This window comes from Pseudomonas sp. C7.1, assembly GCF_056312395.1.
The window spans coordinates 3379350-3406308 of sequence record NZ_JBWDTL010000003.1; the positions used below are offsets into that span (position 1 = coordinate 3379350).

General features: G+C 61.9%; 25 protein-coding genes. 14 read left to right on the top strand and 11 right to left on the bottom strand.

Going from position 1 to position 26959, the window contains the following annotated elements; translation table 11 throughout:
• Positions 1 to 16 precede the first annotated feature (16 nt).
• The 5 genes from AC0T4W_RS19175 (at position 17) to AC0T4W_RS19195 (ending at position 6222) form a co-directional block, all read left to right on the top strand.
• A complete protein-coding gene (locus AC0T4W_RS19175; RefSeq protein WP_476321707.1) occupies positions 17 to 340 on the top strand; it encodes a DUF3392 domain-containing protein in 324 nt (107 codons plus the stop codon).
• A 298-nt stretch (positions 341 to 638) separates the two neighbouring features.
• Positions 639 to 2888, top strand: coding sequence for a type II secretion system secretin GspD (gene gspD / locus AC0T4W_RS19180; RefSeq protein ID WP_476321709.1), 2250 nt, complete (start codon positions 639 to 641; stop codon positions 2886 to 2888).
• Between the two features lie 223 nt (positions 2889 to 3111).
• Positions 3112 to 3792: a biofilm-associated metzincin protease inhibitor BamI gene (gene bamI, locus AC0T4W_RS19185; RefSeq protein ID WP_476321711.1), complete on the top strand. Its 681-nt coding sequence runs from the start codon at positions 3112 to 3114 to the stop codon at positions 3790 to 3792.
• A 36-nt stretch (positions 3793 to 3828) separates the two neighbouring features.
• Positions 3829 to 5625 carry a biofilm-associated metzincin protease Mep72 gene (mep72, locus tag AC0T4W_RS19190; RefSeq protein WP_476321713.1) on the top strand — a complete coding sequence of 599 codons (1797 nt, stop codon included), beginning with the start codon at positions 3829 to 3831 and terminating at the stop codon, positions 5623 to 5625.
• Between the two features lie 66 nt (positions 5626 to 5691).
• Entirely contained in the window at positions 5692 to 6222 is a 531-nt protein-coding gene (locus AC0T4W_RS19195; protein ID WP_476321715.1) for a type II secretion system protein N, read from the top strand.
• 127 nt (positions 6223 to 6349) lie between these two features.
• Here the strand turns inward: AC0T4W_RS19195 and AC0T4W_RS19200 are convergent, their stop codons facing one another.
• The 5 genes from AC0T4W_RS19200 to AC0T4W_RS19220 form a co-directional block, all read right to left on the bottom strand.
• The gene (locus tag AC0T4W_RS19200; protein ID WP_476321717.1) at positions 6350 to 7693 is read right to left on the bottom strand and encodes a DUF1329 domain-containing protein; all 1344 of its coding nucleotides are present in this window, start codon (positions 7691 to 7693) and stop codon (positions 6350 to 6352) included.
• A gap of 182 nt (positions 7694 to 7875) precedes the next feature.
• A complete protein-coding gene (trmB, locus tag AC0T4W_RS19205) occupies positions 7876 to 8595 on the bottom strand; it encodes a tRNA (guanosine(46)-N7)-methyltransferase TrmB (protein WP_476321719.1) in 720 nt (239 codons plus the stop codon).
• Between the two features lie 10 nt (positions 8596 to 8605).
• Entirely contained in the window at positions 8606 to 9400 is a 795-nt protein-coding gene (locus AC0T4W_RS19210; RefSeq protein WP_476321721.1) for a thiazole synthase, read from the bottom strand.
• 57 nt (positions 9401 to 9457) lie between these two features.
• Positions 9458 to 9658, bottom strand: coding sequence for a sulfur carrier protein ThiS (thiS, locus tag AC0T4W_RS19215; protein WP_275960366.1), 201 nt, complete (start codon positions 9656 to 9658; stop codon positions 9458 to 9460).
• A 102-nt stretch (positions 9659 to 9760) separates the two neighbouring features.
• Positions 9761 to 10147, bottom strand: a complete 387-nt coding sequence (locus tag AC0T4W_RS19220) for a DUF423 domain-containing protein (protein ID WP_476321724.1) — start codon at positions 10145 to 10147, stop codon at positions 9761 to 9763.
• 67 nt (positions 10148 to 10214) lie between these two features.
• Here AC0T4W_RS19220 and mtgA point away from each other — a divergent pair, with 67 nt between their 5' ends.
• Complete coding sequence (gene mtgA, locus AC0T4W_RS19225; protein ID WP_476321726.1) at positions 10215 to 10952, top strand: monofunctional biosynthetic peptidoglycan transglycosylase; 738 nt, start codon at positions 10215 to 10217, stop codon at positions 10950 to 10952.
• A gap of 1 nt (position 10953) precedes the next feature.
• Here the strand turns inward: mtgA and AC0T4W_RS19230 are convergent, their stop codons facing one another.
• From AC0T4W_RS19230 to ftsY, 5 genes are all read right to left on the bottom strand, one after another.
• Positions 10954 to 11565, bottom strand: a complete 612-nt coding sequence (locus AC0T4W_RS19230) for a hypothetical protein (RefSeq protein ID WP_476321728.1) — start codon at positions 11563 to 11565, stop codon at positions 10954 to 10956.
• Between the two features lie 66 nt (positions 11566 to 11631).
• Positions 11632 to 12486 carry an RNA polymerase sigma factor RpoH gene (rpoH, locus tag AC0T4W_RS19235; RefSeq protein ID WP_167143438.1) on the bottom strand — a complete coding sequence of 285 codons (855 nt, stop codon included), beginning with the start codon at positions 12484 to 12486 and terminating at the stop codon, positions 11632 to 11634.
• Between the two features lie 198 nt (positions 12487 to 12684).
• Entirely contained in the window at positions 12685 to 13704 is a 1020-nt protein-coding gene (gene ftsX / locus AC0T4W_RS19240; RefSeq protein ID WP_476321730.1) for a permease-like cell division protein FtsX, read from the bottom strand.
• Positions 13701 to 14369, bottom strand: a complete 669-nt coding sequence (gene ftsE / locus AC0T4W_RS19245; protein WP_476321732.1) for a cell division ATP-binding protein FtsE — start codon at positions 14367 to 14369, stop codon at positions 13701 to 13703. Before ftsE ends, ftsX begins: the two co-directional genes overlap by 4 nt.
• Position 14370: 1 nt before the next feature.
• Complete coding sequence (gene ftsY / locus AC0T4W_RS19250; protein ID WP_476321734.1) at positions 14371 to 15909, bottom strand: signal recognition particle-docking protein FtsY; 1539 nt, start codon at positions 15907 to 15909, stop codon at positions 14371 to 14373.
• 205 nt (positions 15910 to 16114) lie between these two features.
• On the opposite strand from ftsY, the gene AC0T4W_RS19255 reads away from it, so the two are divergent.
• From AC0T4W_RS19255 to AC0T4W_RS19275, 5 genes are read left to right on the top strand one after another with little or no spacing between them, the layout of a single operon-like run.
• Positions 16115 to 17470, top strand: coding sequence for a M16 family metallopeptidase (locus AC0T4W_RS19255; protein WP_476321736.1), 1356 nt, complete (start codon positions 16115 to 16117; stop codon positions 17468 to 17470).
• Complete coding sequence (locus AC0T4W_RS19260; protein WP_476321738.1) at positions 17463 to 18956, top strand: M16 family metallopeptidase; 1494 nt, start codon at positions 17463 to 17465, stop codon at positions 18954 to 18956. Before AC0T4W_RS19255 ends, AC0T4W_RS19260 begins: the two co-directional genes overlap by 8 nt.
• The gene (gene rsmD, locus AC0T4W_RS19265) at positions 18956 to 19564 is read left to right on the top strand and encodes a 16S rRNA (guanine(966)-N(2))-methyltransferase RsmD (protein ID WP_476321740.1); all 609 of its coding nucleotides are present in this window, start codon (positions 18956 to 18958) and stop codon (positions 19562 to 19564) included. The genes AC0T4W_RS19260 and rsmD overlap by 1 nt, the downstream gene beginning before the upstream one ends.
• A 2-nt stretch (positions 19565 to 19566) precedes the next feature.
• Positions 19567 to 21066, top strand: coding sequence for an RNA-binding domain-containing protein (locus AC0T4W_RS19270; protein ID WP_476321742.1), 1500 nt, complete (start codon positions 19567 to 19569; stop codon positions 21064 to 21066).
• Between the two features lie 3 nt (positions 21067 to 21069).
• Positions 21070 to 22065 carry a hydrolase gene (locus AC0T4W_RS19275; protein ID WP_476321744.1) on the top strand — a complete coding sequence of 332 codons (996 nt, stop codon included), beginning with the start codon at positions 21070 to 21072 and terminating at the stop codon, positions 22063 to 22065.
• Positions 22066 to 22263: 198 nt separating this feature from the next.
• Here the strand turns inward: AC0T4W_RS19275 and AC0T4W_RS19280 are convergent, their stop codons facing one another.
• A complete protein-coding gene (locus tag AC0T4W_RS19280) occupies positions 22264 to 22923 on the bottom strand; it encodes a TetR/AcrR family transcriptional regulator (protein ID WP_476321746.1) in 660 nt (219 codons plus the stop codon).
• A 236-nt stretch (positions 22924 to 23159) separates the two neighbouring features.
• On the opposite strand from AC0T4W_RS19280, the gene AC0T4W_RS19285 reads away from it, so the two are divergent.
• From AC0T4W_RS19285 to AC0T4W_RS19295, 3 genes are all read left to right on the top strand, one after another.
• Complete coding sequence (locus tag AC0T4W_RS19285) at positions 23160 to 24614, top strand: coniferyl aldehyde dehydrogenase (protein ID WP_476321747.1); 1455 nt, start codon at positions 23160 to 23162, stop codon at positions 24612 to 24614.
• A 65-nt stretch (positions 24615 to 24679) separates the two neighbouring features.
• Positions 24680 to 25225, top strand: coding sequence for a twin-arginine translocation pathway signal protein (locus AC0T4W_RS19290; RefSeq protein WP_476321748.1), 546 nt, complete (start codon positions 24680 to 24682; stop codon positions 25223 to 25225).
• Positions 25226 to 25359: 134 nt separating this feature from the next.
• On the top strand, positions 25360 to 26955 hold the full coding sequence (locus AC0T4W_RS19295) for a GMC family oxidoreductase (RefSeq protein WP_476321750.1): 1596 nt from the start codon (positions 25360 to 25362) through the stop codon (positions 26953 to 26955).
• The last annotated feature ends 4 nt before the right edge of the window (positions 26956 to 26959 follow it).

The window sequence follows — 26959 nt, forward strand, 5'->3', positions numbered from 1 at the left end:
TGGCTAAGGAAACCTGATGGACCTGCTACTCGACCTGATCGTCACCTTGTCGCGCTGGAGCCGCAGCCACCTTTACGACATATCCCTGGCGATCATGGCCACCCTGCTGGTGCTGTTCGGCCCCGGCATCAACACCTGGGTGCAGCGCAATACCAGCAGCATGAATTTTATCTTGCGCACGCTGATCTTCGTGCTGCTCTGTGCGGTGGGCTACGGCCTGCTTATCGTCTTCGCCACGCCGTACCTGGCCAAGGGTCTGGGTTTGTTTAACAACTTCACCCTGGCGCCGATGCTGATTCTGGTGTTCTTTATCGTCGGCATCCTGGCCGACCGTAATTAGGCTGCTGACAAACTGCTCCGGAACCTGGCTACGGGTTCCTGCTTGCAAGTGCAACGGCCAACTGAAGCGCGCATCACGCCTTGGCAACAAATCGCCGACTGACTGTGACGATCATCGCAGATCGCCATCACACCTCAACATACGCCGGCTTTTTTCATTAGCCTTGCGTCCCCAACACTGCTCGCAGTGCTGGTTGCAGCCGTTTTCTCCCGTCCGAACAGCGCCTCCAGCCTTCCCTTGCCCGACCTTGCGTCAGCTGCGGCAGTGCATTACGGCCACACATACTGATGCCCTTGCCATGATCACGCCTGCCCTGCGCCATCTGTTCCGCCTACTGCTGTTGCACACCATCCTGCTACTGAGCATCGCCAGTCAGACCAATGCGTCGACCGAGCCCCCTGCGCAGAGCGAAGACAGCTGGACCATCAACATGCAAAGCGCGGAGATTCGCGACTTTATTGAGCAGATCTCCAGCATCAGCGGGCAGACCTTTATCATCGACCCACGGGTAAAGGGTCAGGTCACCGTAATTGCCCAGCAGCCGATGAATATCGCCGAGGTTTACAAGCTGTTCCTCTCGGTGATGAGCACCCATGGTTTCGCCGTGATGCCGCAGGGCAATCAGCTGAGCATCATCCCCAGCAGCGAGGCCAAGACCACCGCCGGCAGTCGCGGCAACCTGGAAACCCGCGTGCTGCAAGTGCAGCATGGCGCCGCCAACGACCTGCTGCCGCTGATCCGCCCGTTGGTGGCCAACCATGGTCACCTGGCTGCTGTGCCGTCATCCAACAGCCTGATCATCAGCGACACCCCGGCCAATATCGCCCGTATAAACGAAATCATCCGTCAGCTGGACAGCCAGAATCAGGACGACTTCAGCGTCTATGACCTGCGCCATGCCTGGGTCCACGAGCTGGCGGCGGTGATCAACAGCTCACTGAAAAACGCCCAGGCCAGCGGTGCTCAGGTGATTGCCGATACCCGCGCCAATCGCCTATTGCTGCTCGGCCCCAGCGACGCCCGCGCGCGCCTGTTGAAGCTGGCGCAGAGCCTCGACACGCCCAGCTCGCGCTCGACCAATACCCGCGTTATCCGCCTGCGCCATGGTGATGCCAAGGAAATGGCAAAGACCCTCGGCGATTTTGGCGACAACCTGAGCCAGAGCCAGGGCAGTGAAAACGCCGCACCGCTGAAGCTGATGATTCGCGCCGACGAAAGCCTTAATGCCATCGTCATCATGGCCGAAGCCGATATCGTCAACATGTTCGAGGACCTGGTGCGCCAACTGGATATACCCCGTGCCCAGGTGCTGGTGGAGGCGGCCATCGTCGAGATGTCCGGCGATATAAATGACGCCCTCGGTGTGCAATGGGCCATCGATGGCCGCAACGGTGGCGGCCTGGGCGGCGTCAACTTCAGCAATACCGGGCTATCGGTCGGCACCTTGCTTGGCGCCATCGCCAGCGAGAACCCTGCCGAGCTGGCCAAGGCGTTGCCCAACGGGGCGATTTTCGGGGTCGGTAACGACAACTTCGGCGCGCTGATCACCGCACTGTCCTCGACCGGTAAAAGCAACCTGATCTCCACCCCCACGCTGCTGACCCTGGACAACCAGGCCGCCGAAATTCTGGTCGGGCAGAACGTGCCGTTCCAAACCGGCTCTTACACCACCGACGCTGCAGGTTCGAGCAACCCCTTCACCACCATCGAACGCAAGGACATCGGCGTGACCCTCAAGGTCACCCCGCATATCAATGAAGGCGCCACCCTGCGCTTGGTGATCGAGCAGGAAATCTCCTCCATCGCCCCAAGCACCGGACTGAATGCCCAGGCGGTGGATCTGGTCACCAACAAACGCTCAATCAAAAGCACCGTATTGGCCGATGACGGCCAGGTGATTGTGCTCGGCGGCCTGATTCAGGACGACATCACCAGCAGCGAGAGCAAGGTGCCGCTGCTCGGCGATATACCGGGGCTCGGCCGGCTGTTCCGTTCAACCCGCGAAGCCCGGCAAAAGCGCAACCTGATGATATTTCTGCGCCCGACCGTCGCGCGCGACGGCGTCGGCCTGGCCAACCTGAGCCTGGGTAAATACCGCGATCTGCGCCTGCTCGGCCAGGCTAACGGTTATGACCATCTACCGCAGCAGGCCCATGCCTTGTTCGATCAGGGCATTGAGACGCCCGCGACCGACCTGCGCCAGCCGGCAAAAGCCATCCCGGCTACACCGAGCAAAACCCTGATCGAAGCCCCCAAACCTGTTGACCCCAGCACCCTCGGTGATGGCCGTGGTGGCGAAAGCAAACCCAAGGTTGCAGCGCGCCGCCACACCATCCAACTGGTTGAAGGCAGTAACCGCGAATTTATGCAGGCCCTGCTTGAGCGCCATCCCAAACAGCCGCTGCGCCTGGCCGAACGCAATAAGGGCGGGGAAACCCGCTATGCCGTGCTCTATGGCAGCTATCCAAGCCGCGAGGTGGCGCTCAAAGCCCTGGATGCCCTGCCGGAACAGCTGCCTAAGCGCGGCGCCAGCGCTATGCCCGAGTAAGCACAATAGCGTTGCTGCGCCGCGCAGCAACGGCATAAGCGAGCCGCCTGGAACTGTGCCCCATTTCAAACGAGACGTGGCACACCCTGGATTTGAGACCAACGTCCAAATTAATCAAGCTGCTCCGGCCCACAACGTCTGCTTGTGAACTGCATAGCGAATAACCGCGAAAGCTCTACCTAGACTGCGCTGCTTCAACTTTCCAGACTAATGGAGCAGTCGCATGTCAAAACGCTGGATTACAGCCGCAGTCGCCACCGCCATTGTCGGCGGCGTCTTGGGGGTCGTGCTCTCGGCTGACCTTGAGCCAAAGACAAGCCAAGCGGCATCGAATAACACCCCCGACGGTAAATCACCTACGCCCAACGCAAGCCCAGCCGCGCAACCTGCCAACCTGCCAGCCCGCCAAGGCGCAAGCGGCGTCTCCACCCTGCAAGCCAAGCCAGCCGCAACCAACACCCGCGCCTTGCAAGCCACGCTCTGGGACGCACAGTCGCTGCAGGAAACCGAGAGCAATGGCATCACCCAGCACCTGACCCAGATTGACCCAGAGCAGCTCAACAACCTGACGGTCGGTCAGGTGGTTTCCCTGGCATTACCGGGACACAGCAGCCCAACCCGCGCCACCCTCGGCGAAACCCGCAACACCGCCGGCAGCGCCGTATGGCAAGGCAGCCTGATCGATGGCGATGAGGTGGAAAGCATGACCCTGGTCAAGGGCGCGCTGGAAACCCATATCACCGTCGCCACGCTCGACGGCAGCCTGTCGATCATCATCGATAACGCCACCGGCAAGACGGTGATCACCGATGAAAACCAGCTGGTAATGCGGGCCGATCCCAATGACCACCTGCACTACGACCATAAAGAACTGGCCCCGCTGCCACCGCCCGCCCAGGGCTGATCACCTTCTTACTCAAATCGCACAAGGAACGCTGATATGAAGAAAGTGCAATGGCTCTCCGCCCTCGCACTGGCCCTGACCGCCCATAGCGCCCAGGCCAACCCGCAAACCGTCGACATCATGGTGCTCTACACCAAAGACGCGCAGAGCCTGCCCAACGGCCGCGATATCGACGCACGTATCGCCAGCTATATCGAATACACCAACACGGCCTACGCCAAAAGTGGCATCAATATTCGCCTGCGCCTGGTGCATAAGCAGCTGCTCAACTGGGCCAACTACTACGACGTGTCCGGCGCCAACCTCAACAAGTTCACCGACGACGCCCAGGTGAAACGCCTGCGTGAGCAATACGGCGCCGACGTGGTGCAGCTGATCAACCGCACCACCCAAGGCCAGGGTTATGGCATCTGCGGCATCGCCTGGATGGGCACCGGCACGAAGAACAGCGACCGCTTCAACAGCGGCGCCAAGGAAATGGCCTATGGCCTGACCGGCGTCGACTGCAGCCTCAGCACCTTTGCCCATGAAGCAGGCCACAATATGGGCCTGCGCCACTCCTACGAGCAGGACCAGCAGGAAGGCTACTACAACGCCAACGGCCACAATGGCACCCACGAATGGAGCCGTGGCTACGGCGTCCAGGGCCAGTTCAGCACCATCATGGCCTACCCGCAGGTCTTCGGCGCGCGCCGTCAGGCACCGGTATTTTCCAACCCACGGTTGAATGACGCCGACTGCGCCAACCAGCCCTGCGGTATGCCAGACCGCTCCGACGCGGTGCGCGCGCTGAACGCCATGGCAACCCAGATCACCGCCTTCCGCGCCACCCAGGTGCCAATCACCACTAACCCCGGCACCGGCAACCCGACCACGCCACCGGCCGAACTACCCTGGTGCAGCAAGCCTGCGCTCAAGGGCCTGGTCAGCAACGGCGAGTTCAACAGCAACGAAGGCTGGCGGGCGCTGTTCGGTCAGGCGCAGCTGAGCCTGGTCAATGTGGCCCTGAACTGCCGCGACAATGCGCTGCAAATGGAAGCGCAGTCCTTCAACGTACTGGCCACACCAGTGACTGGCCTGACTGCCGGCGCGAAATATCGCCTGAAAGCCAAGGCCATGCTCAAGGCCCGCGACAGCCGTGAAAACGTGCGCGTGGCGATCCTGCAGGAAAGCACCGATGGGCGCTTTACCTACAGCGCCGAACAGACGGTCAACCTGTCCGTGACCGGTAACGAGTTCAGCCGCCTGGAAAAAACCTTCACCTACACAACGCCAAGCAACGTGCGCAATTTGTATGTGGCGATCTGGAGCGACAGCGGCAGCAGCCTGCTGGTTGATGAAGTCGAACTGCAGGAAGTCCAGGCTGCCGCGCCGCCTGTACCCCCTGCGCCAACCCAGTTCGGCTGGAACTTCGAGAACGGTATGGGTGGCTGGTCCGGCTTCCATGGCAGCGCCCGCGCCAGCACGTTCGCCAACGGCAGCCGCCAGGCCCTGGAAGCCTATCAGCGCCAGTATGAAGGCTCTGGTGCAAGCGTCAGCCTGCTCGGTAATGTCCAGGCAGGCAATCGCTATCGCGTCTCGGCCGACCTGAGCATTGGCCGTAGCAGTGCGGTCAGCGCCATCGCCTACGCCTACCTGTATGTCGAAGATGGCAATGGTCGTGGCCAGTACCTGCCACTTGGCCAGCGCTCCACCCGTGGCGGCAGCTGGAGCAAGTTGCAGCATGAGGTGCAACTGCCTGCAGGCACCCTGCGCCGCGCCGATCTGCTGATTCTGGGTACACAACGCGGACAGTCGTTGTTTATCGATAACGTGAGCATCGGCAAGCTGTAAAACCCCGGCACCACCAAAACCCATGGCTGCGTCAGCAACCGTGGGTTTTTTCATTGAGCAATAGCCATGTTGAATACCCGTAAACCAGGCCTGCCAGTCGCCCCGGAGCACCTGATCACGGGGCTGTGCCTGCTGCTTCTACTGGCCGGCAGTATTAGCCTCGCTTACCAGGGCGCGGCGTTTTGGCGCTTACTGCATAGCCCGATCAACCTGATGCCTGTGCAGCAAGCCCCGGTGCAGACGGTTATAGATGAGCAGCAGTTGGCGGGGCTGTTCGGTACACCTCTGCTCGACAGTAGCGGCCCGGCTCCGGCCACCGCCCTGCAGCTGACCTTGATGGCCGCCTTCAATCATCCACAAAGCAGCCGCTCCAGCGCCATTATTGGCCAGGCCGGCCTACCACCTGCACGTTTTATGGTCGGCGCCACCATCGCCCCAGGGGTGATCCTCAACAGCGTGCAACGCCAGCATGTCACCCTGCGCCGTCATGGCCGCCGTGAGAGCCTGCACTTCCCGGATAAACCCACACAGCCGCTTACGGCTGCCGCCACCCCCATCGCATCAGGGCTGCTTAGCCAGGCGCCAGTCCGCGACTAAAAGCTTGCAGCTTGGCATCAGCATAACCACCTACATTGGTAAAGCAGCCATGCACGGTCGCTTCACGGTAGTCGCCCCCCATAAAAAACCGCCTGCGAAGAGGCGGTTTTTTCAGTGCCCGTGATAATCAGTTACCTTCGCGGCGCAGCGCCTGCGGGGTGAAATCACGCGGGCTCAGCTTGGCGTTGAAGTTGTACATCGACTCGTTGTTATCCAAGCCGTCGACAAAGTAACGCTTACCTTTGAAGTCGTAGATGGTCTCCAGGGTACTGCCGAACATCGGCACGTCGTAATAGCTGATCGGGTGGCTTTCCTGCACGCCGTTCAGCTCGCCGCTCTTGTCGTAAAGATCAGCGGCAAGAATCTGCCAGCTGTCCTCGTCGATATAGAAGCGCCGCTTGGCATACGGATGACTAAAGCCCTTGCGCAGCTCGGCCTCGACCACCCACACACGGTGCAGCTCGTAGCGCAGCAGTTCCGGGTTGACGGTGTTGCTGCGCAGGATGTTTTCGTAGGGAATGCCCTTCTGGTGCACGGCGTAGCTGTTGTATGGCACCAGCATTTCTTGCTTGCCGACCAGCTTCCATTCGTAACGATCCGGTGCACCGTTGTAGGAATCAACCTGATCGGCGCTAGCCATACCGTAAGTGTCTGGCTGTGCAGACTCATAGGCTAGCATCGGTAAGCGGCGCACGCGGCGTTCGCCACGGCTAAAACGCCAGGCCTTGCGGATCGCCAGTATTTGGTCGAGGGTTTCCTGAACCACCAACGCGGAGCCGGCCAGCTTGGACGGTGCGACTACCGTGTACTTGTAGTAGAACAGGGTGTTGTCCAAATCCTGCGGAGTGACGCCTTCACGACCGTAAAGGAAGTAAATGTCACGCTCCAGCTTGAGCAGGGTGTAAGTACCGCTGGACAACACTGCCGCCTGGTTGGTGACAAAGCTGATCTGATCGCCACGGTAACGCATGATGTGGTTCCAGATGGCTTCCTGACCAGTTTTAGGCAGCGGGAACGGGATACCGGCGGCGGCACCGGCGACACCATTACCGCCGGAAATCAGCTCGGCGGTCTGCGCATTGAAACGCGTAGCGTCATAGATGCGCTGCGGCGCAGCCGCGCTGCGACGGGTGGGAAATACCCGCAGGAAGTAATCCGGATTCTTCTCCAGCAATGCCTTGAGGCCCGCCGGCAGCTGCGCCTGGTACTGCGCCAGGTTCTGGCTGTTGATCTGATACAACGGCGCATCGGCGCTGTAGGGGTCAGGGTGGTGCATGCCCGGTTGGTAGTTGGCCGGCGGTTGCGCCAGGCCACCGTCCCAGGCCGGAATGGTGCCAGCGGTATTGCCCGCGCGCTCGCCGCCCAGCGGGGTCAGGTCCTGCCCCAGACGTGCAGCCTGGGTACTGTCGACTTTGGCCTGTGCCTGTAACGCGCACGTAGCCAGCAGCAGAATTGAAAGCGTTCTCAACACAGCGATCTCCTCGCAGCCTGGCCAGAGGCAGGCTGCTGTTTTTATGACCAGGGCAGTGCTGCCCGGTTTTATATGCCGTCTTGGTGAGGAGCCGTCCTGGCGGGCGCCGGATTATTCCGATCTTGTGCAATCGTCCTTGTGCTTATGGTCTTGCTGCGCCGATAGCTCAGCGCGTGAATCAATCAGTCGATGCGCTGGAACTTCAGATCCCATACGCCATGCCCCAAGCGCTCGCCACGGCGCTCGAACTTGGTGGTCGGGCGCTCCGTCGGGCGCGGCACATACTGGCCGTCTTCGGCCTGATTCTGGTAACCGGGGGCCACACTCATCACTTCCAGCATGTACTCGGCGTAGGGCTGCCAATCGGTGGCCATGTGCAACACACCGCCGACCTTGAGCTTCTGCCGCACCAGCGCTGCAAACGCCGGCTGCACGATACGCCGTTTGTTGTGCTTGGCCTTATGCCACGGGTCTGGGAAGAATAGCAGTACCCGATCCAGACTGGCGTCGGCCACACAGGTGCGCAGCACGTCCATCGCATCGCAGCTGTAGACGCGCATATTGCTGAGGTTCTGCATCATCAGGCCGTTGAGCAGTGCGCCGACACCCGGCCGATGTACCTCCACCCCGATAAAGTCCTGCTCGGGCGAAGCGGCGGCCATTTCCAGAGTGGAATGACCCATGCCGAAACCGATTTCGAAGGTACGCGGCGCGCTGCGACCAAACACCTGGTCGAAATCACGCAAGCCGTCTTCCAGCTTCAGGCCGAACTTCGGCCAGCCTTGATCGAGGCCGCGCTGCTGGCCTTCAGTCATGCGCCCGGCACGCATCACGAAACTCTTGATCGCGCGATGCTTGGAGGTGTCTTCAGCCGGCTCAGGCTGTTGCTGCAATTCAGTCATGCTGTGCTCGCTACTTAATCAGGCCATCCAGCGGCGACGAGGCGCTGGCATAGAGTTTTTTCGGCATGCGCCCGGCCAGGTAGGCCATACGCCCGGCGATGATGGCGTGCTTCATCGCCTCGCCCATCAAAATCGGGTTCTGCGCGTGGGCAATCGCGCTGTTCATCAGCACCGCCTCGCAGCCCAGCTCCATGGCGATGGTGGCATCGGACGCGGTGCCAACACCGGCATCGACCAATACCGGAACAGTAGCCTCTTCGAGGATGATGCGCAGGTTGTAGGGGTTGCAGATGCCCAGACCGGTGCCGATCAAACCGGCCAGTGGCATGACCGCGATGCAGCCCATGGCCGCCAGCTCGCGGGCGATGATCGGGTCATCGCTGGTGTAGACCATCACGTCGAAGCCGTCCTTGACCAGCACTTCGGCGGCCTTGAGGGTTTCGATCACATTGGGGAACAGGGTCTTCTGATCGGCCAGCACTTCCAGCTTGACCAGCGTGTGGCCGTCGAGCAGCTCGCGGGCCAGACGACAGGTACGCACCGCCTCAACGGCATCGTAGCAACCAGCGGTGTTCGGCAGGATGGTGTACTTGTCCGGCGAGATCACATCCAGCAGGTTCGGCTCGCCCGGGTTCTGCCCGATATTGGTCCGGCGCACCGCCACGGTCACGATCTCGGCCCCTGAGGCCTCAATGGCCAGGCGGGTTTCTTCCATGTCCTTATACTTGCCGGTACCGACCAGCAGCCGCGACTGGTAAGTACGGCCGGCCAGGGTAAAGGGCTTGTCGCTGGGAACGTGGCTCATGGGTAATCCTCGTAAAGGTGGGCGGCAGTCAGAACGCGATAAACCGATGAGCGGGGATCAACCACCGCCAATAGCGTGGACCACTTCAACCTGGTCACCCTCGCGCAAGGCGGTGGTGGCGTGCTGGCTGCGCGGCACGATATCCAGATTGAGCTCAACCGCCACGCGGCGCCCAGCCAGATCCAGACGGTCGATCAACCCAGCGACGGTGGCACCGTCGGGCAACTCGAATGCTTCACCGTTTAACTGAATATGCATGACGGGTCGGTCAAAACTGGGAAAAGGGCCGGCATTCTAGCCTGATCATGGGCGTTGACCAAGGCTGAAGGCTGCCGCCCGGCGTGCTTTCTGACTTACGGGTCAAGCGTTATGGCGCCCGCCGAGCTTCCAGGCCGCCAGCCCCAGAGACAGCCAGCCGGCGAGAAACGCCACGCCACCGAAGGGCGTGACCATGCCCAGCGCACTGATGCCGCTCAAAGTCAGGGCATACAGGCTGCCAGAGAACAGCACGATACCCAGGGTAAACAGCGCACCGGCGCAATTAACCAGCGGCGTCGGTCGCAGCATGGCCAGCAAGCCTACGCCGAACAGCGCCAGCGCGTGAATCAGCTGGTAGTGCGTGCCTGTCTGGAATACCGCGAGATAGGCCGGCGTCAGTTGGCTCTTCAGGCCATGCGCGGCAAAAGCACCGAGGGCAACACCGGTAAAACCGGCACAGGCGGACAGCAATAACCACAGACGAGCCATGCATCACTCCAGCTATAAAGACAGGGCTGGCTATAATGGCCGGCAAAATCACCCTGGCCAAGCACGCATGTTTCGATCCCTCTTCCGTCGCCTGCTCAAACTCCTGCTCTGGCTGATCCTCGGCTCGGTACTGCTGGTGTTGTTACTGCGCTGGGTACCGCCACCCGGCACGGCGCTGATGGTCGAGCGCAAGGTCGAATCCTGGCTAAACGACCAGCCCATCGATCTGCAGCGCAGTTGGCGGCCCTGGAGTGAACTGCCGGACGATCTGAAGATGGCGGTGATCGCCGGCGAGGATCAGAAGTTCGCTGAGCACTGGGGCTTCGACGTCGCAGCCATCCAGGCCGCTCTGGAGCACAACCAGCAAGGCGGCTCACTGCGCGGCGCCAGCACCCTCAGCCAGCAGGTGGCGAAGAACCTGTTTCTCTGGTCCGGTCGCAGCTGGCTGCGCAAGGGTATGGAAGTGTGGTTTACCGGCCTGATTGAGGCGCTCTGGCCCAAGCAGCGGATTCTTGAGGTATACCTCAACAGCGCCGAATGGGCCGATGGTGTGTTCGGCGCCGAAGCAGCGGCGCGGCATCATTTCAAGGTCGGAGCGCCCTACCTGTCGCGCCAACAAAGCAGCCTGCTGGCCGCCGTACTGCCCAACCCGCGCGGATGGAGCGCCAGCCGCCCCAGCGCGCGTATCAGTCGCCGGGCCAGCTGGATTCGCCAGCAGATGTGGCAACTGGGCGGCAGCCACTACCTCAACCGCCTGCAACCCAGCCGCCCCGAATGGTGGCCGAGCTGGTTAAAGGGCGTTTAACTCAACGCTGTTTAAGCAGATGCCGCGGCACGGCATAGAGGAAGTACAACTCGTCGTCCTGCAGGTGCGCGGTCATGCCCAGCTCGGGATAGACCCAGGCTTGGCCTTCCGCTAGCTCCAGGGTCAGGCGCGGCTGACCGATACTCGCGGCGAGTCGCGCAGCGTCCAGCGGAGCCGGTGGTAACAGGGTCAGCGCAATAATCGGGCGATTGGCCAATGGCACCAACAGCTGGCTGCTCAACGGCTGCTCCTTATCCGTCGGTTTTAGCCCGGTTGCAGCCAGCAGGCTTTCGCGTTCGGCGTTATCCAGACCGACCTCCGCCTCCAGCGACCAATTACCATCAGCATCCTGCAGTTCACCGCGATACAGCAGGCGTGCGCCGTCCAGATTGGGCTGCAGCCATAGCTCGCCATCCAGAGCATCGTGCAGGTGCACCAGACTCAGGCGATCATCGGCCAGCGGCGTAAGCACCTGTTCCTGCCACTCGAACAGCCAGGGCAAAGGTTGCGCGGCCGGCTGCGGACGCATCAGCCACGCACCCCAGGCAAAGAACAGGGCGGCAACCACGGCAAAGATCAGCCAGTGCTGTGGACGTATGGGCGGTAATTTCATCGAGATTTCCCCTGGCACACGCAGAAAAAAGCCGCACCTGGGTGCGGCTTCTGACAGTAGCGCGATTTACGCGGCAATCGAGCCCTTGAGCTTGTTCATCGCGTTCTTTTCCAGCTGACGGATGCGCTCGGCCGATACGTTGTACTTGGCGGCCAGGTCATGCAGCGTGGCTTTCTCTTCGGCCAGCCAACGCTGGTAAAGGATGTCACGGCTGCGCTCATCCAGACCTTCCAACGCTTCGTGCAGATTAGCGGTGGAGCTGTCGCTCCAGTCGGAATCTTCCAGCTGACGCGCCGGGTCGTAGCGGTGGTCTTCGAGGTAATGAGCTGGCGACTGGAAGGCGCTTTCGTCGTCCGCTTCGGCAGCCGGGTCGAAGGCCATATCATGGCCGGTCAGGCGGCTTTCCATCTCACGCACTTCACGCGGCTCAACGCCCAGGCTTGCGGCTACGGCATGCACTTCGTCGTTATTCAGCCAGGCCAGACGCTTCTTCTGGCTGCGCAGATTGAAGAACAGCTTGCGCTGCGCCTTGGTGGTGGCGACTTTGACGATGCGCCAGTTTTTCAGAATGAACTCGTGGATCTCGGCGCGAATCCAGTGCACGGCGAACGACACCAGGCGCACACCCATTTCCGGGTTGAAGCGCTTGACCGCCTTCATCAGGCCGACGTTGCCTTCCTGAATCAGGTCGGCCTGGGCCAGGCCATAACCGGAGTAGCTGCGGGCGATATGCACAACAAAACGCAGGTGAGCCAGGACCATTTGCCGGGCGGCTTCGAGGTCTTGTTTGTAGAAGAGACTTTCCGCCAGTTCACGCTCCTGCTCGGGGGTCAACAGCGGGATGCCGTTTACCGCATGCACATACGCCTCCAGGTTGGCACCCGGAACCAGAGCATGAACAGGTTGCAAAGAAGTGGACATTTGAATCCTCCGACTTACGAATCGTGGAGCAGTCTAACACTGCCCTATGGGACTTTATACCGAGGTACAAGTTCCTTTACACATAGTCAATATCAAGCAAAACAATAAGTTATCACAGACATCCCTCATCCGGCGCTTCGCGCCACCTTCTCCCGGAGGGAGAAGGTCATAAGGAGGTCGTCGCAACGCGACTTCGCGTTACCTCGGCGCCAGTTCACTCAAGTGCCGTGCGACCGCCAGCCAGGCGCCAATATAGCCCAACAGCACCGCGCCGAGCAGCAGGGATAGACCATCGGCTACTGGCACGCCTGCAAGGGCGAAGTCGCTGCCGTACAAACCGGCTAGGCGCACCACGGCGTCATTCAGCCAGCCCAGGCCATAAGCCAGCAGCAACCAGGCCAGCAGGCCCGCGCCCAAACCGTACAGCGTGCCCATATAAAGGAAGGGCCGCCGCACGTAGCTATCGGTACCACCAACCAGCTTGATCACCTCAATCTCGGTGCGGCGGTTCTCGATATGCAGACGAATGGTATTGCCGATCACCAGTAGCAGCGCCATCACCAGTAGCAGGGTCAGGCCAAAGACGAAACGCTCACCCAGCTTGAGCATGGCACTCAGGCGCTCGACCCAGAGCAGGTCCAGCTGCGCCTGCTGCACTCGCGGCAATTCGGCCAGGCGCAAACGCAGGGCTTCCAGAGCGACTTTGTCGACTTGCTGCGGCGTGACCACAATCACTCCAGGCAACGGGTTATCCGGCAGTTCTTTCAGCGCTTCGCCGAGGCCGGACTGTTGCTGGAACTCGGCCAAGGCCTGTTCACGGCTGATCCACTCGGCCTCTTCCACATCATCCATCTCAGCGATCTGCTCACGCAGCGCCTGGCCCTGGGCATCCGTGGCGTCGATCTGCAGAAACAGGGAGATCTGCGCCGCGCGCTGCCAGGACACGCCCAGACGCTCGACGTTATCCAGCAGCAACGCCAGGCCCATGGGCAGGCTCAGGGCTACAGCCATTACCAGGCAGGTAAAAAAGCTGCCCACCGGCTGCTTGCCCAGGCGGCGCAGGCTGTCTACCAGGCTGGCGCGATGGCTTTCTAGCCAGGCATGCAGCTGCTGGGAAAAGCTTGGGCCGTCGTCGCCCGGTGTCGGCGTTTCGGACTTCTTCGGCGCGGCACCGACGCGTTGCGCCGGTTGCGGAGGTGGCATACGGGTGGCGCTCATGCGGCCTCCCCGTCGCCGATCAGGCGGCCGCGCTGCAGAGTCAGCATGCGGTGGCGCATGCGCGCGATCAGCGCCAAGTCGTGACTGGCGATCAACACGGTGGTGCCCAGGCGGTTGATGTCTTCAAACACGCCCATGATTTCGGCCGCCAGACGCGGGTCGAGGTTACCGGTGGGCTCATCCGCCAGCAGCAAAGCCGGGCGATGCACGATGGCGCGGGCAATACCGACGCGCTGTTGCTGGCCGGTAGACAGGTCGCCAGGGGATTGCTCGGCCTTCTCGGCCAGGGACACACGCTCTAGCGCAGTGCGCACACGGGTGCCGATTTCGTCCTTGGACAGACCGAGAATCTGCAGCGGCAGCGCCACGTTGTCGAACACGCTGCGGTCGAACAACAGCTGATGGTTCTGGAACACCACGCCGATCTGCCTGCGCAAGAAGGGGATCTGCGCATTGGTGATATGCGACAAATCCTGACCGGCCAGCAGCAGCTTGCCGCTGCTTGGCCGCTCCATCGCCAGCAACAGGCGCAGCAAGGTGCTCTTGCCCGCCCCGGAATGGCCGGTAACGAAGAGAAACTCGCCACGGCGCACGTGGAAGCTCAGCTCGTGCAGCCCGATATGGCCGTTAGCGTAGCGTTTACCGACCTGCTCGAACTTGATCATCCTATTTCTCCGCGAACAGCGCCTGAACGAAGGCCTCGGCCTCGAAGGTGCGCAGGTCATCAATGCCCTCGCCCACCCCGATATAGCGAATCGGCAATACAAACTGCTTGGCCAGGGCAAAGATCACCCCGCCCTTGGCGGTGCCGTCCAGCTTGGTCAGCGCCAGGCCGGTGAGGTTGACCGTCTGATTGAACTGCTTGGCCTGGTTGATCGCGTTCTGCCCGGTGCCGGCGTCCAGCACCAGCAACACTTCGTGCGGGGCGGTGTCATCCAGCTTGCCGATTACCCGGCGGACCTTCTTCAGCTCTTCCATCAGGTTGTCTTTGGTGTGCAGACGACCAGCGGTGTCGGCGATTAGCACGTCCATGCCGCGCGACTTGGCCGCCTGCACCGCATCGAAAATAACCGAAGCGGAATCGGCGCCGGTGTGCTGGGCGATCACCGCAATCTGGTTGCGATCACCCCACACCTGCAACTGCTCCACCGCCGCGGCGCGGAAGGTGTCACCGGCAGCCAGCATGACTTTCTTGCCATCCTGCTGCAGTTTTTTCGCCAGCTTGCCGATGGTGGTGGTTTTGCCCGCGCCGTTTACGCCGACCACCAGAATCACATAGGGCTGCTTGCTGCTATCGATCTTCAGCGGCTGCTCGACCGGCTTGAGCAGCGCAACCAGCTCATCCTGCAGGGCCTTGTACAGCGCACCGCTGTCGGCCAGCTCCTTGCGCGCCACGCGCTTGGTCAGGTTACCGATGATCGCGGTGGTGGCCTCGACGCCCACATCAGCGGTCAGCAGACGGGTTTCCAGGTCTTCCAGCAGGTCATCGTCGATAACCTTTTTGCCGAGAAACAGGCTGGCCATGCCTTCGCCGAGGCTGGCGCTGGTCTTCGACAGGCCTTGCTTAAGGCGTTCGAGAAAGCCGGCACGGCTTTCCTCGGCGCTTTTAACCGGCGCGGCGACCGGCTGCACGGCTGCAGGCACGACCACAGGCGGCTCGATAACCGGCTCAACCACCGCAGGCACTTCAATATGCGCATGCAGCACTTCGCTGCCGGCATTGATACGAAAGCGCGAGGGACGTGGCTGCGGGCTCGCTGCGCTGGTTGCAGCCGGCGCGGGAATGGCGGCAGCGGCCTGCTCAACCGGAGCAACCGGAGCAACCGGAGCAACCGGAGCAACCGGAGCAACCGGAGCAACCGGAGCAACCGGAGCAACCGGAGCAACCGGAGCAGGCTGCGGCTCGGCCGCGACCTCAGCAACAATAACTGGCGACTCAACGGGCGCAGCGACTTCACTTGCCGCCGTGACGGGCGAAGGTGCGAGCTCGGCGGCCTCAGCAGCAGGAGCAGCCGGAACAACCGGCTGCTCGCTAACCGGCGCCGGTTGTGGCTCAGGGTTGGTCGGTGCTTGCGGCTTCTTGCGCAGCCAGCCGAACAGGTCTTTTTTCTCTGCAGGTTTCTCTGCAGGTTTCTCTGCAGGTTTCTCTGCAGAGGCCGGGGCAGAAGGCGCGGGCGTGTTCTTGTCGTCGTTGGAACCAAACATGGAGGACGGCTATCTCAAAGGTGCGACGCGCAGGCTACAGGCTCTGAAAAGCATTATTCACGCGACATTAAAAGCTGAAGAGTGCACGCGGTAACAATCAGAAGCTTTAGCAGGCGTGGTCGCCAGTAAAACGGATGCGTATCCTAGCACCTCCGCGCCCGCCGACGCTAAGACCAAGCGGGCCCGTCCGACAGGTCAATAATCCATGCATATGATTGCCCAACGCACTGCAGCCCTGCTGCTCGGCGTGCTCTGTACACCGCTGCTGGCCCTGGCCGCAGAAACCCAACCCACTCACGAATTCAGCCTGGACAATGGCCTCAAGGTCATCGTGCGCGAAGACCATCGCGCCCCGGTGGTGGTCAGCCAGATTTGGTACAAGGTTGGCTCCAGCTACGAGACGCCGGGCCAGACCGGCCTGTCCCACGCCCTCGAACACATGATGTTCAAGGGCAGCCGTAAGCTCGGCCCCGGCGAAGCCTCACGCATCCTTCGCGAGCTGGGCGCCGAAGAAAACGCCTTTACCAGCGACGATTACACCGCCTACTACCAAGTGCTGGCCCGCGACCGCTTGGCCGTCGCCCTGGAACTGGAAGCCGACCGCCTGACCAGCCTCAAACTGCCAGCCGATGAGTTCGCCAAAGAAATCGAGGTAATCAAGGAGGAACGTCGTCTGCGCACCGATGACAAACCGTCGAGCCTGGCCTACGAGCGCTTCAAGGCCATGGCCTACCCGGCCAGCGGTTACCACACGCCCACCATCGGCTGGATGGCCGACCTCGAACGCATGACCGTCGAAGAGCTGCGCGACTGGTACGAGGCTTGGTACGCGCCAAACAACGCCACCCTGGTGGTGGTCGGCGACGTCAGCGTCGCCGAGGTAAAAACGCTCGCCGAGCGCTATTTCGGCGCCATCCCCAAGCGCAACGTGCCCCCGGCGAAAATACCGCGTGAGCTGGTCGCACCGGGCGAGCGTCGTATCACCCTGTACCTGAAAACCCAGCTGCCGAGCCTGATGATGGGCTTTAACGTGCCGGGCCTGGCCACCGCCGAACAGCCGCGACAAGTACATGCTCTGCGTCTGGCCGCTGCGCTGCTCGATGGCGGCTACAGCGCCCGTCTACCGACCCGCCTGGAACGTGGTGAGGAACTGGTATCCGGCGCCTCTGCCTGGTACGACGGTTTCTCCCGTGGCGACAGCCTGTTTATTCTTTCCGCCACGCCCAACGTGCAGACCGGCAAGACCCTGGAGCAGGTCGAAGCCGGCCTGTGGCGCGAGCTGGAGGATTTGAAAAACACCCCGCCAAGTGCCGAGGAACTGGCCCGCGTGCGTGCACAAGTGATTGCCGGCCTGGTCTACGCGCGTGACTCGATCACCAGCCAGGCCACCGCCATCGGCCAGCTGGAAACCGTCGGCCTGTCGTGGCAGCTGATCGATCAGGAACTGGCCGAACTGGAGGCCGTCACCCCGGCCGATATCCAGCAAGCCGCCAGCACCTTCTTTACCCGCGACCGCCTAAGCGTCGCCCATGTTCTGCCTGAGGAGAAGCGCAATGAGTGAGCGCAATGGCCTGCGCTACGGCCTGCTCGGCCTGGCGCTACTGATACTGCTGGCGTTGCTGGCCCTGGTGATCAACCGCCCGGATAGCAGCCCAACCCCAACCCCAACTGCGGGCCCGGCTGCCGAATCGACCAGCATCGAATCCCTGACCGCCCTTGGCGATCAGCCACCCAGCCGCCGTGATCTGAATATCCAGACCTGGCAGACCGCCGAAGGCGCCAAGGTGCTGTTCGTCGAAGCCCGCGAGCTGCCGATGTTCGACCTGCAACTGACCTTTGCCGCCGGCAGCAGCCATGACGACGGCACCGCCGGCCTGGCCATGCTGACCAACGCCATGCTCAACGAAGGCGTACCGGGCAAGGATGTCGGCGCAATCGCCGCCGGCTTTGAAAACCTCGGCGCCAACTTCGGCAACGGCGCGTTCCGCGACATGGCCATCGCCAGCCTGCGCAGCCTCAGTGCGGCGGACAAACGCGAGCCGGCCATGCAGCTGTTCAATCAGGTGCTCGGCCAACCGACCTTCCCGGACGACGCCCTGGCACGGATCAAAAACCAGTTGCTGGCCGGTTTCGAGTACCAGAAGCAGAACCCCGGCAAACTGGCTAGCCTGGCGTTGTTCGAGCGGCTGTACGGCACACACCCTTACGCGCACCCAAGCGACGGCAATGCCGAGTCCATCCCGGCCATCAGCCGTGAACAGCTGCAGGCTTTCCACGCCAAGGCCTACACCGCCAATAACGCGATTATTGCGCTGGTCGGCGACCTCTCGCGCAGCGACGCCGAAGCCCTGGCCAGCCAGGTGTCCGCCGCCCTGCCGAAAGGCCCTGCACTGCCGCGCATCGCCCAGCCGGACGAGCCGAAAGCCGGTCTGCAGCACATCGAGTATCCGTCTAACCAGACCCACCTGATGATCGCCCAGCTCGGCATCGACCGCCGCGACCCGGACTACGCCGCGCTCTACCTGGGCAACCAGGTGTTCGGCGGCGGTGGTTTCGGCACTCGCCTGATGACCGAAGTGCGCGAAAAGCGCGGCCTGACCTATGGCGTCTACTCCGGCTTCAGCGCCATGCAGGCGCGCGGCCCCTTTATGATCAACCTGCAGACCCGCGCCGAACTCAGCGACGGCACCCTGCAGCTGGTCAAAAGCATGCTGGCCGACTTTATCGCCAACGGCCCGACCACTGATGAGCTGAACAACGCCAAACGCGAGCTGGCCGGCAGCTTCCCGCTGTCCACCGCCAGCAATGCCGCCATCGTCGGTCAGCTCGGCTCCATGGGTTTCTATGACCTGCCGCTGAGTTACCTGGAGGACTTTATGCGCGATGTGCAGGCGCTGAGCGTGGAGCAGGTCAAGGCCGCCATGGCCAAACACCTCAATCCCGAAGCCCTGGTGATCGTCACTGCCGGCCCGACTGTGGCGCAGCAAGAACTGCCACCGCCCACCGACAGCCCCGCCGAACAACCTTCTGGCGTCCCGGAGCACTGATGAGCAAGCGACCCAAACCGCCAAAAGCCAACCCCGCCCATAGTGGCGATGGCCAACTGCGGATCATCGGCGGGCAATGGCGCTCGCGCCAGTTCAACTTCCCCATGGCCGCCGGGCTGCGGCCGACGCCCAACCGCGTACGCGAGACGCTGTTCAACTGGCTGGCGCCCTATGTCGAGGGCGCCAAGGTGCTCGACCTGTTTGCCGGCAGCGGCGCGCTGTTTCTCGAAGCGCTGTCGCGTGGCGCCGGCAGCGCCCTGGCCCTGGACCTCAACCCAGCCGCCATCGCCAGCCTACGCGGCCACCTGCAAACGCTGAACTGCGACAACGGCCAGCTGCAGCAGACCGACGCCCTGCTCTACCTGCAGAATCCGGCAGCAACGCCGTTCGACCTGGCCTTTCTCGACCCGCCGTTTAACCAAAACCTGCTGCTGCCGGCCTGCACCCTGCTCGAGCAGAACGGTTGGCTGGCGGCGGATGCCTGGGTCTACACCGAAAGTGAAAACCCACCATCCAGCCTCGGCATGCCCGGCAACTGGCGCCTGCACCGCGAGCAGAAGGCCGGACAGGTTTATTACGCGCTGTGGCAGCGTACGGGCCAGGCATAGCCATGACGCCGCAGCATTTGACGCGTGTACTACAGGAAGGCGAAGGCCTGACGGTCGAATTCAAGCGCGCCCGCGAGGCGCTGAACCGTGATGTGTACGAGACCATCTGCGCCTTCCTCAACCAGCGCGGCGGCACCCTGGTGCTGGGCGCGGCGGATGACGGCAGTGTTACCGGTATCAAGCCCGAGGCCGTGGCGCAAATGCGCAAGGACCTGGTCAATACCCTGCACAACGCGCAGAAGATCAACCCGCCGATGCAGCTGGTGCCCGAACAGCTGGAGCTGGATGGGCAGATTGTGCTGGTACTCAGCGTGCCGGAAAGCTCCCAGGTGCACAGCTGCAATAACCGGGTATTTAGCCGCAACGAGGATGGCGACTTCGATATCACCGGCCACAGCCAGTTACTGAGCGAGCTTTATCTGCGCAAGCAGGTGAGCTACAGCGAGAACCGCATCTTCCCGTTTATTCGTCTGGAGGACTTGCGCAGCGACCTGATCGAACGAGTGCGGCATAACGTGCGCTTGCAGCGCAGCGGCCACCCCTGGGCCGAGCTGGATGATCTAGAGCTGCTGAAAAGCGCGCGGCTGTATCAGCGCGACTACCAGACCGGCGAGGAAGGCATTTCCATGGCTGGTGCCCTGCTGTTCGGCCGCGACGAGGTGGTGCTGGGCGTGGTGCCGCATCACCGCACCGACGCCATCCTGCGGGTGCACGACCTGGACCGTTACGACGACCGTGACGATATCCGCACCAACCTGCTGGAAAGCTACGACCGGCTGATGGCCTTTGTTGGCAAGCACATCGCCGACCCCTTCTACCTGGAAGGCAATCAGCGTGTCAGCCTGCGTGAACGGATCTTTCGCGAGGTGGTGGCCAACCTGTTGATCCACCGTGAGTACCTCAATCCGTTCCCGGCCAAGTTGATTATCCAGCGTGACCGGGTGATCACCGAGAACAGTAATAACCCCCACGGCATCGGCTTACTGCGCCCGGACGACTTCGCCCCGTCGCCTAAGAACCCTGCCATCGCCCGGGTATTCCGTGAAATGCAGTGGGCCGAGGAGTTGGGCTCCGGGGTGCGCAACCTGTTCAAGTACGCCCGCGCCTTCGGCGGCCAGGACCCGATTCTCAGCGAGGAGTCGATCTTCCGCGTGACGGTGATGCTGCCGAGCATCGCCATAGGCGCCGGCAGCTTCCAGGCGCTGACGGGATCGGGTACAGGCTCACAGCCAGACTCGCAGCCAGACTCGCAGCCAGAGTCACAGCCAGAGTCGCTGGAAGTCCGCGTGCTGCGTTGCCTACTGAGTGGCGCAGCGAGCAAAGCGAGTCTTTCTAGCGCATTGGGGCAAAAGAGTATCTCCGGGCCACTCAACCAGACAGTACGTCAACTTCTGGCCACCAACCTGATCGAATACACCCTGCCCGACAAACCCAATAGCCGGTTGCAACAATACCGGCTGACACCCACCGGGCAGGCACACCTGAACACGCTGGACAATTAACCCATGAGCAACGCCTTCAAACCCGCCTGGTGGCTGCCCGGCCCCCATCTGCAAACCCTGTGGAACCCGATGTGTCGCCGGCCGGCGAAGCTTGAGCGCACGCGCGAACGTCTGTGGCTGGAAGATGGCGACTTTCTTGATCTGGACTGGCACGGCCCGCATGAAGCCAGCACACCGCTGGTACTGGTGCTGCATGGCCTGACCGGCTCATCCAGCTCGCTCTATGTGCTGGGTTTGCAGCGGCAATTGGCGGCCCAAGGCTGGGCCAGCGTGGCGCTGAACTGGCGCGGCTGCTCCGGCGAACCGAACCTGCTGGCGCGGGGTTATCACTCCGGCGCCAGCGAGGATCTGGCGGAAACCGTGCGCCACCTGCGTGCCCAACGGCCGATGGCGCCACTGTATGCCGTGGGCTATTCGCTGGGTGGCAATGTGCTGCTCAAGTACCTCGGCGAAACGGGGGCGGACAGCCAGTTGCAGGGCGCAGCGGCGGTGTCGGTGCCGTTTCGTCTGGATCAGTGCGCAGACCGCATCGGCATGGGCTTGTCCAGGGTTTATCAGAGCCACTTTATGCGCGAGATGGTGGCCTATGTGAAGGACAAACAGCGCCTGTTCGCCCACCAGGGCATGAGCGACCGCCTATCCACCCTGGAAAAACTCGGCCCGCTGGACAATATGCGCACCTTCTGGGATTTCGACGGCCGTATCACCGCGCCGCTGCATGGCTACGCTGATGCCGAGGACTACTACCGCCGCGCCTCCAGCCGCTACTTCCTCGGTCAGATCGAAACGCCCACGCTGATTATCCAGGCGGCAGACGACCCCTTTGTATTCCCCCACAGCCTGCCCGAAGCCAGCGAACTGTCACCCAGCATCGAATTCGAGCTGCACGCCCACGGCGGCCATGTCGGCTTTGTCGAAGGCAGCCTGGGCAAACCGGGTTATTACCTGGAGCGACGTATTCCGCAGTGGCTAGCCGAACGGGCCACTATGCCACTGTAGGGTGGGTTAGCCGCGCAGAGCGCTGCACGAGCAAACGAAACGCTTTCTGCGCGCGGCGTAACCCACCACGCGCAATCCCGACCAACGCAATGGTGGGTTACGCGGCGCGCAAAACCAGCTGTACAGGGTTACACGGGGGCATGCGCCGCTAACCCACCCAAAGGCGCAACCTGCCACCCCATCGAAGCCAAGTACTATTCAGATCACCTGCTCTAGCGGCACATGCAGCTTGGCGTACAGCGCCTCGACCGCCTCACGTGCACTGGGCGTGATATAGCCGCCCTCCAGCGCCAACACCTGATAGATGCCACGGCGCAGCATTTCTTCACTGAGGTCGCCGGGGTTGCCGCGAGTGGTGCAGAGAAAGCGCACCCAGGAGGTCATGATGATCCAGCTGTTGAGGGTCAGCGCCTCGATCTGCGGCGCATTCATCAACAGGATGCCGGCCTCGACAAAGCCCTGATAAATGTCCTGCGCACGTTGTAAACAGCGTTGTGAGAACAGCTTGTAGCGCTCAGCCAATTCAGCGTCGCTGTCGAGCAGGTGCTCCAGGTCGCGGTGCAGAAAGCGGTAGTGCCACATGGCCGCAAGCAACACTTCCAGATAGAAGGTCTTGTCCTGCACCGTCAGCGCGCGGCCCTCGGGGCGGCGCAAAAAGGTATCCACCTGGCTTTCATAAAGGGTAAATAGCTCGGCGATGATCGCCTGCTTGTTAGGGAAGTGGTAGTACAGGTTACCCGGTGAAATCCCCAGGTGCGCGGCGATATGGTTGGTGGTAACGCTGCGCTCGCCCTGGGCGTTAAACAGCGCCAGGCTCTCCTGAATGATGCGTTCGCGGGTTTTCAGTGGGGCTGACATAACGACTCGATCTCGGCTCAAAAGCTCGGAAAAGGTACAGGCAGAAACACCAGAAGTGTTACCGGGAAAAGCCGTGGAAACATGCGCTAACTTTTCGTTGGGCTGCGTCTGTCGGCAGACCACGCCATGCTATTTGACAGATTAGAGTAATTGCTCTAAAAATCCAGCACACCTTTTCTGCAGCAGCCTCAGCTCATCTGACGCACTGCATTGCTGGAATGCCGAGGAGCAACACCATGGTCGCCGACGTCGCCGTCTTTGATAAAAGCCTGGAACAAAGCCTGCAACGCAGCCAACAGCAGCTCAGCCAACTGGAGAGCAGCTTTGCCCGGCAGCGTCAGGCGTTCAAGGCCAACCCTATGCCTTCGGCGGAACAGCGCATGCAGTGGCTGAAAGTTCTCAGCGAGCTGCTCAGCAATGAACGTGACGCGCTGATCAGCGCCATCAGCCAGGATTTCAGCAACCGCAGCGCCGACGAAACCCTGCTCGCCGAGCTGATGCCCAGCCTGCACGGCATCCACTACGCGAGCAAACGCATCAAGAAGTGGATGAAACCTTCGCGGCGCAGCGTCGGCATGCAATTTATGCCGGCCTCGGCCAAGGTCATCTACCAGCCGCTGGGCGTGGTCGGGGTGATCGTGCCGTGGAACTATCCGCTGTTTCTCGCCATCGGCCCGCTGGTCGGCGCGCTGGCCGCCGGCAACCGGGTGATGATCAAGATGAGCGAATCGACCCCGGCCACCTCGCAGCTGGTCAAGGACCTGCTGGCTAAAGTCTTCCCCGAAGATCTGGTAACCGTGGTGTTGGGCGAGGCAGAAGTCGGCATGGCCTTCTCTAAACTGCCGTTCGACCATCTGCTGTTCACCGGCGCCACCAGCATCGGCAAACACGTGATGCGCGCCGCCGCCGAGAACCTGACCCCAGTTACTCTGGAGCTGGGCGGCAAGTCCCCGGCTATCGTCTCGGCCTCCGTACCGCTGAGCGACGCCGCCGAACGCATCGCCTTCGGCAAGACCATGAACGCCGGCCAGACCTGCGTGGCACCGGATTACGTACTGGTGCCGAAAGACCGCGTGGAGGGCTTTGTCGAGGCTTACCGCAATGCGGTGCAGAGTTTCTACCCGCAACTCAAGGACAACCCGGACTACACCGCGATCATCAACGAGCGTCAGCAGCAGCGCCTCAATGGCTACCTGCAGGATGCCGAGAGCAAGGGCGCGACCATTATCTCGCTGTACCCCGAAGCCCAGGGCCGGCGCATGCCGTATGCCGTGCTGCTGAATGTGACGGATGAAATGAAGGTGATGCAGGACGAGATCTTCGGCCCGCTGCTGCCGATCATCCCCTACAACAAGCTGGAAGATGCCTTCGCCTTTATCAACGAGCGCGACCGACCGCTGGCGCTGTACTACTTCGGCTACGACAAGGGCGAGCAACAGCGCGTACTGCACGAGACCCACTCCGGCGGCGTGTGCCTCAACGACACTCTGTTGCACGTAGCCCAGGACGATATGCCGTTCGGCGGCGTCGGCCCCTCCGGCATGGGCCATTACCACGGCCATGAAGGCTTCCTCACATTCAGCAAGGCCAAGGGCGTATTTATCAAGCAGCGCTTCAATGCCGCCAAGCTGATCTACCCACCTTACGGCAAAGCCCTGCAGAAGCTGGTGTACAAGCTGTTCGTTCGCTAACCCCTCCATCTGTAGGAGCGGGCATGGCCCGCTCCTACGGAAGCCTATATGGGTGATAACAATAAATGCACAACACCACGCTTGAAGCGCCGGCCCTGAATCGGCGCAGCCTGCTCAAGATCGGCCTGATGGGCTCGGCCTTTCTCGCCACGGCGGGGCTGACCGCCAGCCTCAGCGGCTGTTCGGCGAGTACGCCGAAAGCTGGCTTTGCCGTGATCCGCGAATCCGATCTGGCCTTTCTGAATGCCTTGATCCCGGTAATGTTGGCCGGCGCAGTAACGACCGAGAAAATGCCGCAGGCAGTGGCGGGCACCCTCGCCAACCTCGACTACAGCCTTAATCACCTCTCGCCGGAATTGCTCAAGCTGACCGTGCAGCTGTTCGATGTGCTCGCCATGCCGCTCACCCGTGGCCCACTGACCGGCGTCTGGGGCAGCTGGGAAAACGCATCGCCTACTGACGTACGAGCATTTCTCGACCGCTGGCAAAACAGCTCGATTGGCCTTCTGAAAATGGGCCACGCCTCGCTGCTGCAACTGGTGATGATGAGCTGGTATAGCCGAGCCGAGTCGTGGGCGCATTGCGGCTACCCCGGCCCTCCGACTGTTTGACCACGACCTGCTGCGCGTCGGCTATGCCGTTGTTGCAGTGCAAACATTAGAAACAGAGCACGTAGGATGGGTTGAGCGCAGCGATACCCATCACCCAACCGCCACACCAGCCCAGTACAACAAGAGAATCCGCAATGCCTGTACCCGATCTGTTCAAGCAAGGCCTGGCCCGTGGCTGGAAGACTTACAACGGCTCGCGCCTGGACAGCGACCTGACCCTGGAAGCCGATGTGGCCATCGTCGGCAGTGGCGCGGGTGGCGGTACTACCGCAGAAATCCTCAGCGCGGCTGGCTTCAAAGTGCTGCTGATCGAGGAAGGCCCGCTGAAGACCAGCGACGACTTCAAGATGCTCGAAGACAAGGCCTACGCCAGCCTCTACCAGGAAGGCATCGGCCGCATGAGCAAGGATGGCGCGATCACCATCATGCAGGGTCGTGCGGTCGGCGGCACCACGCTGATCAACTGGACCTCAAGTTTTCGCACGCCCGCGCCAACCCTGGAACACTGGGCCAAGGAGCACGGCGTCACAGGCCACAGCCCTGAGGAAATGGCCCCCTGGTTCGGGCAGATGGAGCAGCGCCTGGGCGTAGCGCCATGGGCCGTGCCGCCGAACGCCAACAACGCAGTGATCAGCAGCGGCTGCGACAAGCTCGGCTACGAGTGGCAGACGATTCCGCGCAACGTCCGCGGCTGCTGGAACCTCGGTTACTGCGGCATGGGCTGCCCGACCAACGCCAAGCAATCAATGCTGGTCACCACCATTCCGGCGACCCTGGATAAGGGCGGCGAACTGCTCTATCTCGCCCGCGCCGAACGCCTGCTGATCGAAGGCGACAAGGTCACCGGCATCGAATGCCTGGGCATGGACGAACGCAGCGTCGCCCCCAATGGCCGCACGATCACGGTCAAGGCCAAGCATTACGTGCTCGCCGGTGGCGGCATCAATACACCGGGGATTCTCCTACGCTCGAACGCACCCGACCCGCATGAACGCGCCGGTAAACGCACCTACCTGCACCTGGTGAACTTCTCCGCCGCGCTGTTCGAGCAGGTGATCAACCCCTTCTACGGCGCGCCGCAGTCGGTCTACTCCGACCAATTCCAATGGGATGACGGCACCGCTGGGCGCCTGTCCTACAAGCTCGAAGTGCCGCCGCTACAACCCGCGCTGACCGCCACCCTGCTCGGCCGCTTCGGCATCGACAACGCCATGCGCATGGAGCAACTGCCCAATACCAACGTGATGCTGGCCCTGCTGCGCGACGGCTTTCACCCAGACAGCGCCGAAGGACGCGTGGAACTGCGCGGCGACGGCAGCCCAGTACTCGATTACCAAATGACTGACTACACCTGGGATGGCGTTCGCCGCGCCTTCCATACCATGGCCGAGATCCAGTTCGCCGCCGGGGCCCGCGCAGTGCTACCGCTGCACGCCGACGCCGGCTACGTGAAAACCCTGGCCGAGGCGAAAAGCCTGATCGACAACCTTAGCCTGGAGCTATACCGCACTCGCCTGGGCAGCGCCCACGTAATGGGCGGTTGCGCCATGGGCGAAGACCCGCAGCAAGCCGTCACCGACAGCCTGGGGCGTCACCATCAACTGAGCAACCTGTCGATCCATGACGGCTCGCTGTTCCCCACCAGTATCGGCGCCAACCCGCAGCTGTCGATCTACGGCCTGACCGCGAAACTGGCGACAAAGCTCGCCGAGCGCCTCAAGCACGTCTGATGGC

Coding starts and splice junctions, on each gene's coding strand:
- AC0T4W_RS19175 (WP_476321707.1), top strand. CDS start 17: ATGGACCTGCTACTCGACCTGATCGTCACCTTGTCGCGCTGGAGCCGC.
- gspD (WP_476321709.1), top strand. CDS start 639: ATGATCACGCCTGCCCTGCGCCATCTGTTCCGCCTACTGCTGTTGCAC.
- bamI (WP_476321711.1), top strand. CDS start 3,112: ATGTCAAAACGCTGGATTACAGCCGCAGTCGCCACCGCCATTGTCGGC.
- mep72 (WP_476321713.1), top strand. CDS start 3,829: ATGAAGAAAGTGCAATGGCTCTCCGCCCTCGCACTGGCCCTGACCGCC.
- AC0T4W_RS19195 (WP_476321715.1), top strand. CDS start 5,692: ATGTTGAATACCCGTAAACCAGGCCTGCCAGTCGCCCCGGAGCACCTG.
- trmB (WP_476321719.1), bottom strand. CDS start 8,595: ATGACTGAATTGCAGCAACAGCCTGAGCCGGCTGAAGACACCTCCAAG.
- AC0T4W_RS19210 (WP_476321721.1), bottom strand. CDS start 9,400: ATGAGCCACGTTCCCAGCGACAAGCCCTTTACCCTGGCCGGCCGTACT.
- thiS (WP_275960366.1), bottom strand. CDS start 9,658: ATGCATATTCAGTTAAACGGTGAAGCATTCGAGTTGCCCGACGGTGCC.
- AC0T4W_RS19220 (WP_476321724.1), bottom strand. CDS start 10,147: ATGGCTCGTCTGTGGTTATTGCTGTCCGCCTGTGCCGGTTTTACCGGT.
- mtgA (WP_476321726.1), top strand. CDS start 10,215: ATGTTTCGATCCCTCTTCCGTCGCCTGCTCAAACTCCTGCTCTGGCTG.
- AC0T4W_RS19230 (WP_476321728.1), bottom strand. CDS start 11,565: ATGAAATTACCGCCCATACGTCCACAGCACTGGCTGATCTTTGCCGTG.
- rpoH (WP_167143438.1), bottom strand. CDS start 12,486: ATGTCCACTTCTTTGCAACCTGTTCATGCTCTGGTTCCGGGTGCCAAC.
- ftsX (WP_476321730.1), bottom strand. CDS start 13,704: ATGAGCGCCACCCGTATGCCACCTCCGCAACCGGCGCAACGCGTCGGT.
- ftsE (WP_476321732.1), bottom strand. CDS start 14,369: ATGATCAAGTTCGAGCAGGTCGGTAAACGCTACGCTAACGGCCATATC.
- ftsY (WP_476321734.1), bottom strand. CDS start 15,909: ATGTTTGGTTCCAACGACGACAAGAACACGCCCGCGCCTTCTGCCCCG.
- AC0T4W_RS19255 (WP_476321736.1), top strand. CDS start 16,115: ATGCATATGATTGCCCAACGCACTGCAGCCCTGCTGCTCGGCGTGCTC.
- AC0T4W_RS19260 (WP_476321738.1), top strand. CDS start 17,463: ATGAGTGAGCGCAATGGCCTGCGCTACGGCCTGCTCGGCCTGGCGCTA.
- rsmD (WP_476321740.1), top strand. CDS start 18,956: ATGAGCAAGCGACCCAAACCGCCAAAAGCCAACCCCGCCCATAGTGGC.
- AC0T4W_RS19270 (WP_476321742.1), top strand. CDS start 19,567: ATGACGCCGCAGCATTTGACGCGTGTACTACAGGAAGGCGAAGGCCTG.
- AC0T4W_RS19275 (WP_476321744.1), top strand. CDS start 21,070: ATGAGCAACGCCTTCAAACCCGCCTGGTGGCTGCCCGGCCCCCATCTG.
- AC0T4W_RS19280 (WP_476321746.1), bottom strand. CDS start 22,923: ATGTCAGCCCCACTGAAAACCCGCGAACGCATCATTCAGGAGAGCCTG.
- AC0T4W_RS19285 (WP_476321747.1), top strand. CDS start 23,160: ATGGTCGCCGACGTCGCCGTCTTTGATAAAAGCCTGGAACAAAGCCTG.
- AC0T4W_RS19290 (WP_476321748.1), top strand. CDS start 24,680: ATGCACAACACCACGCTTGAAGCGCCGGCCCTGAATCGGCGCAGCCTG.
- AC0T4W_RS19295 (WP_476321750.1), top strand. CDS start 25,360: ATGCCTGTACCCGATCTGTTCAAGCAAGGCCTGGCCCGTGGCTGGAAG.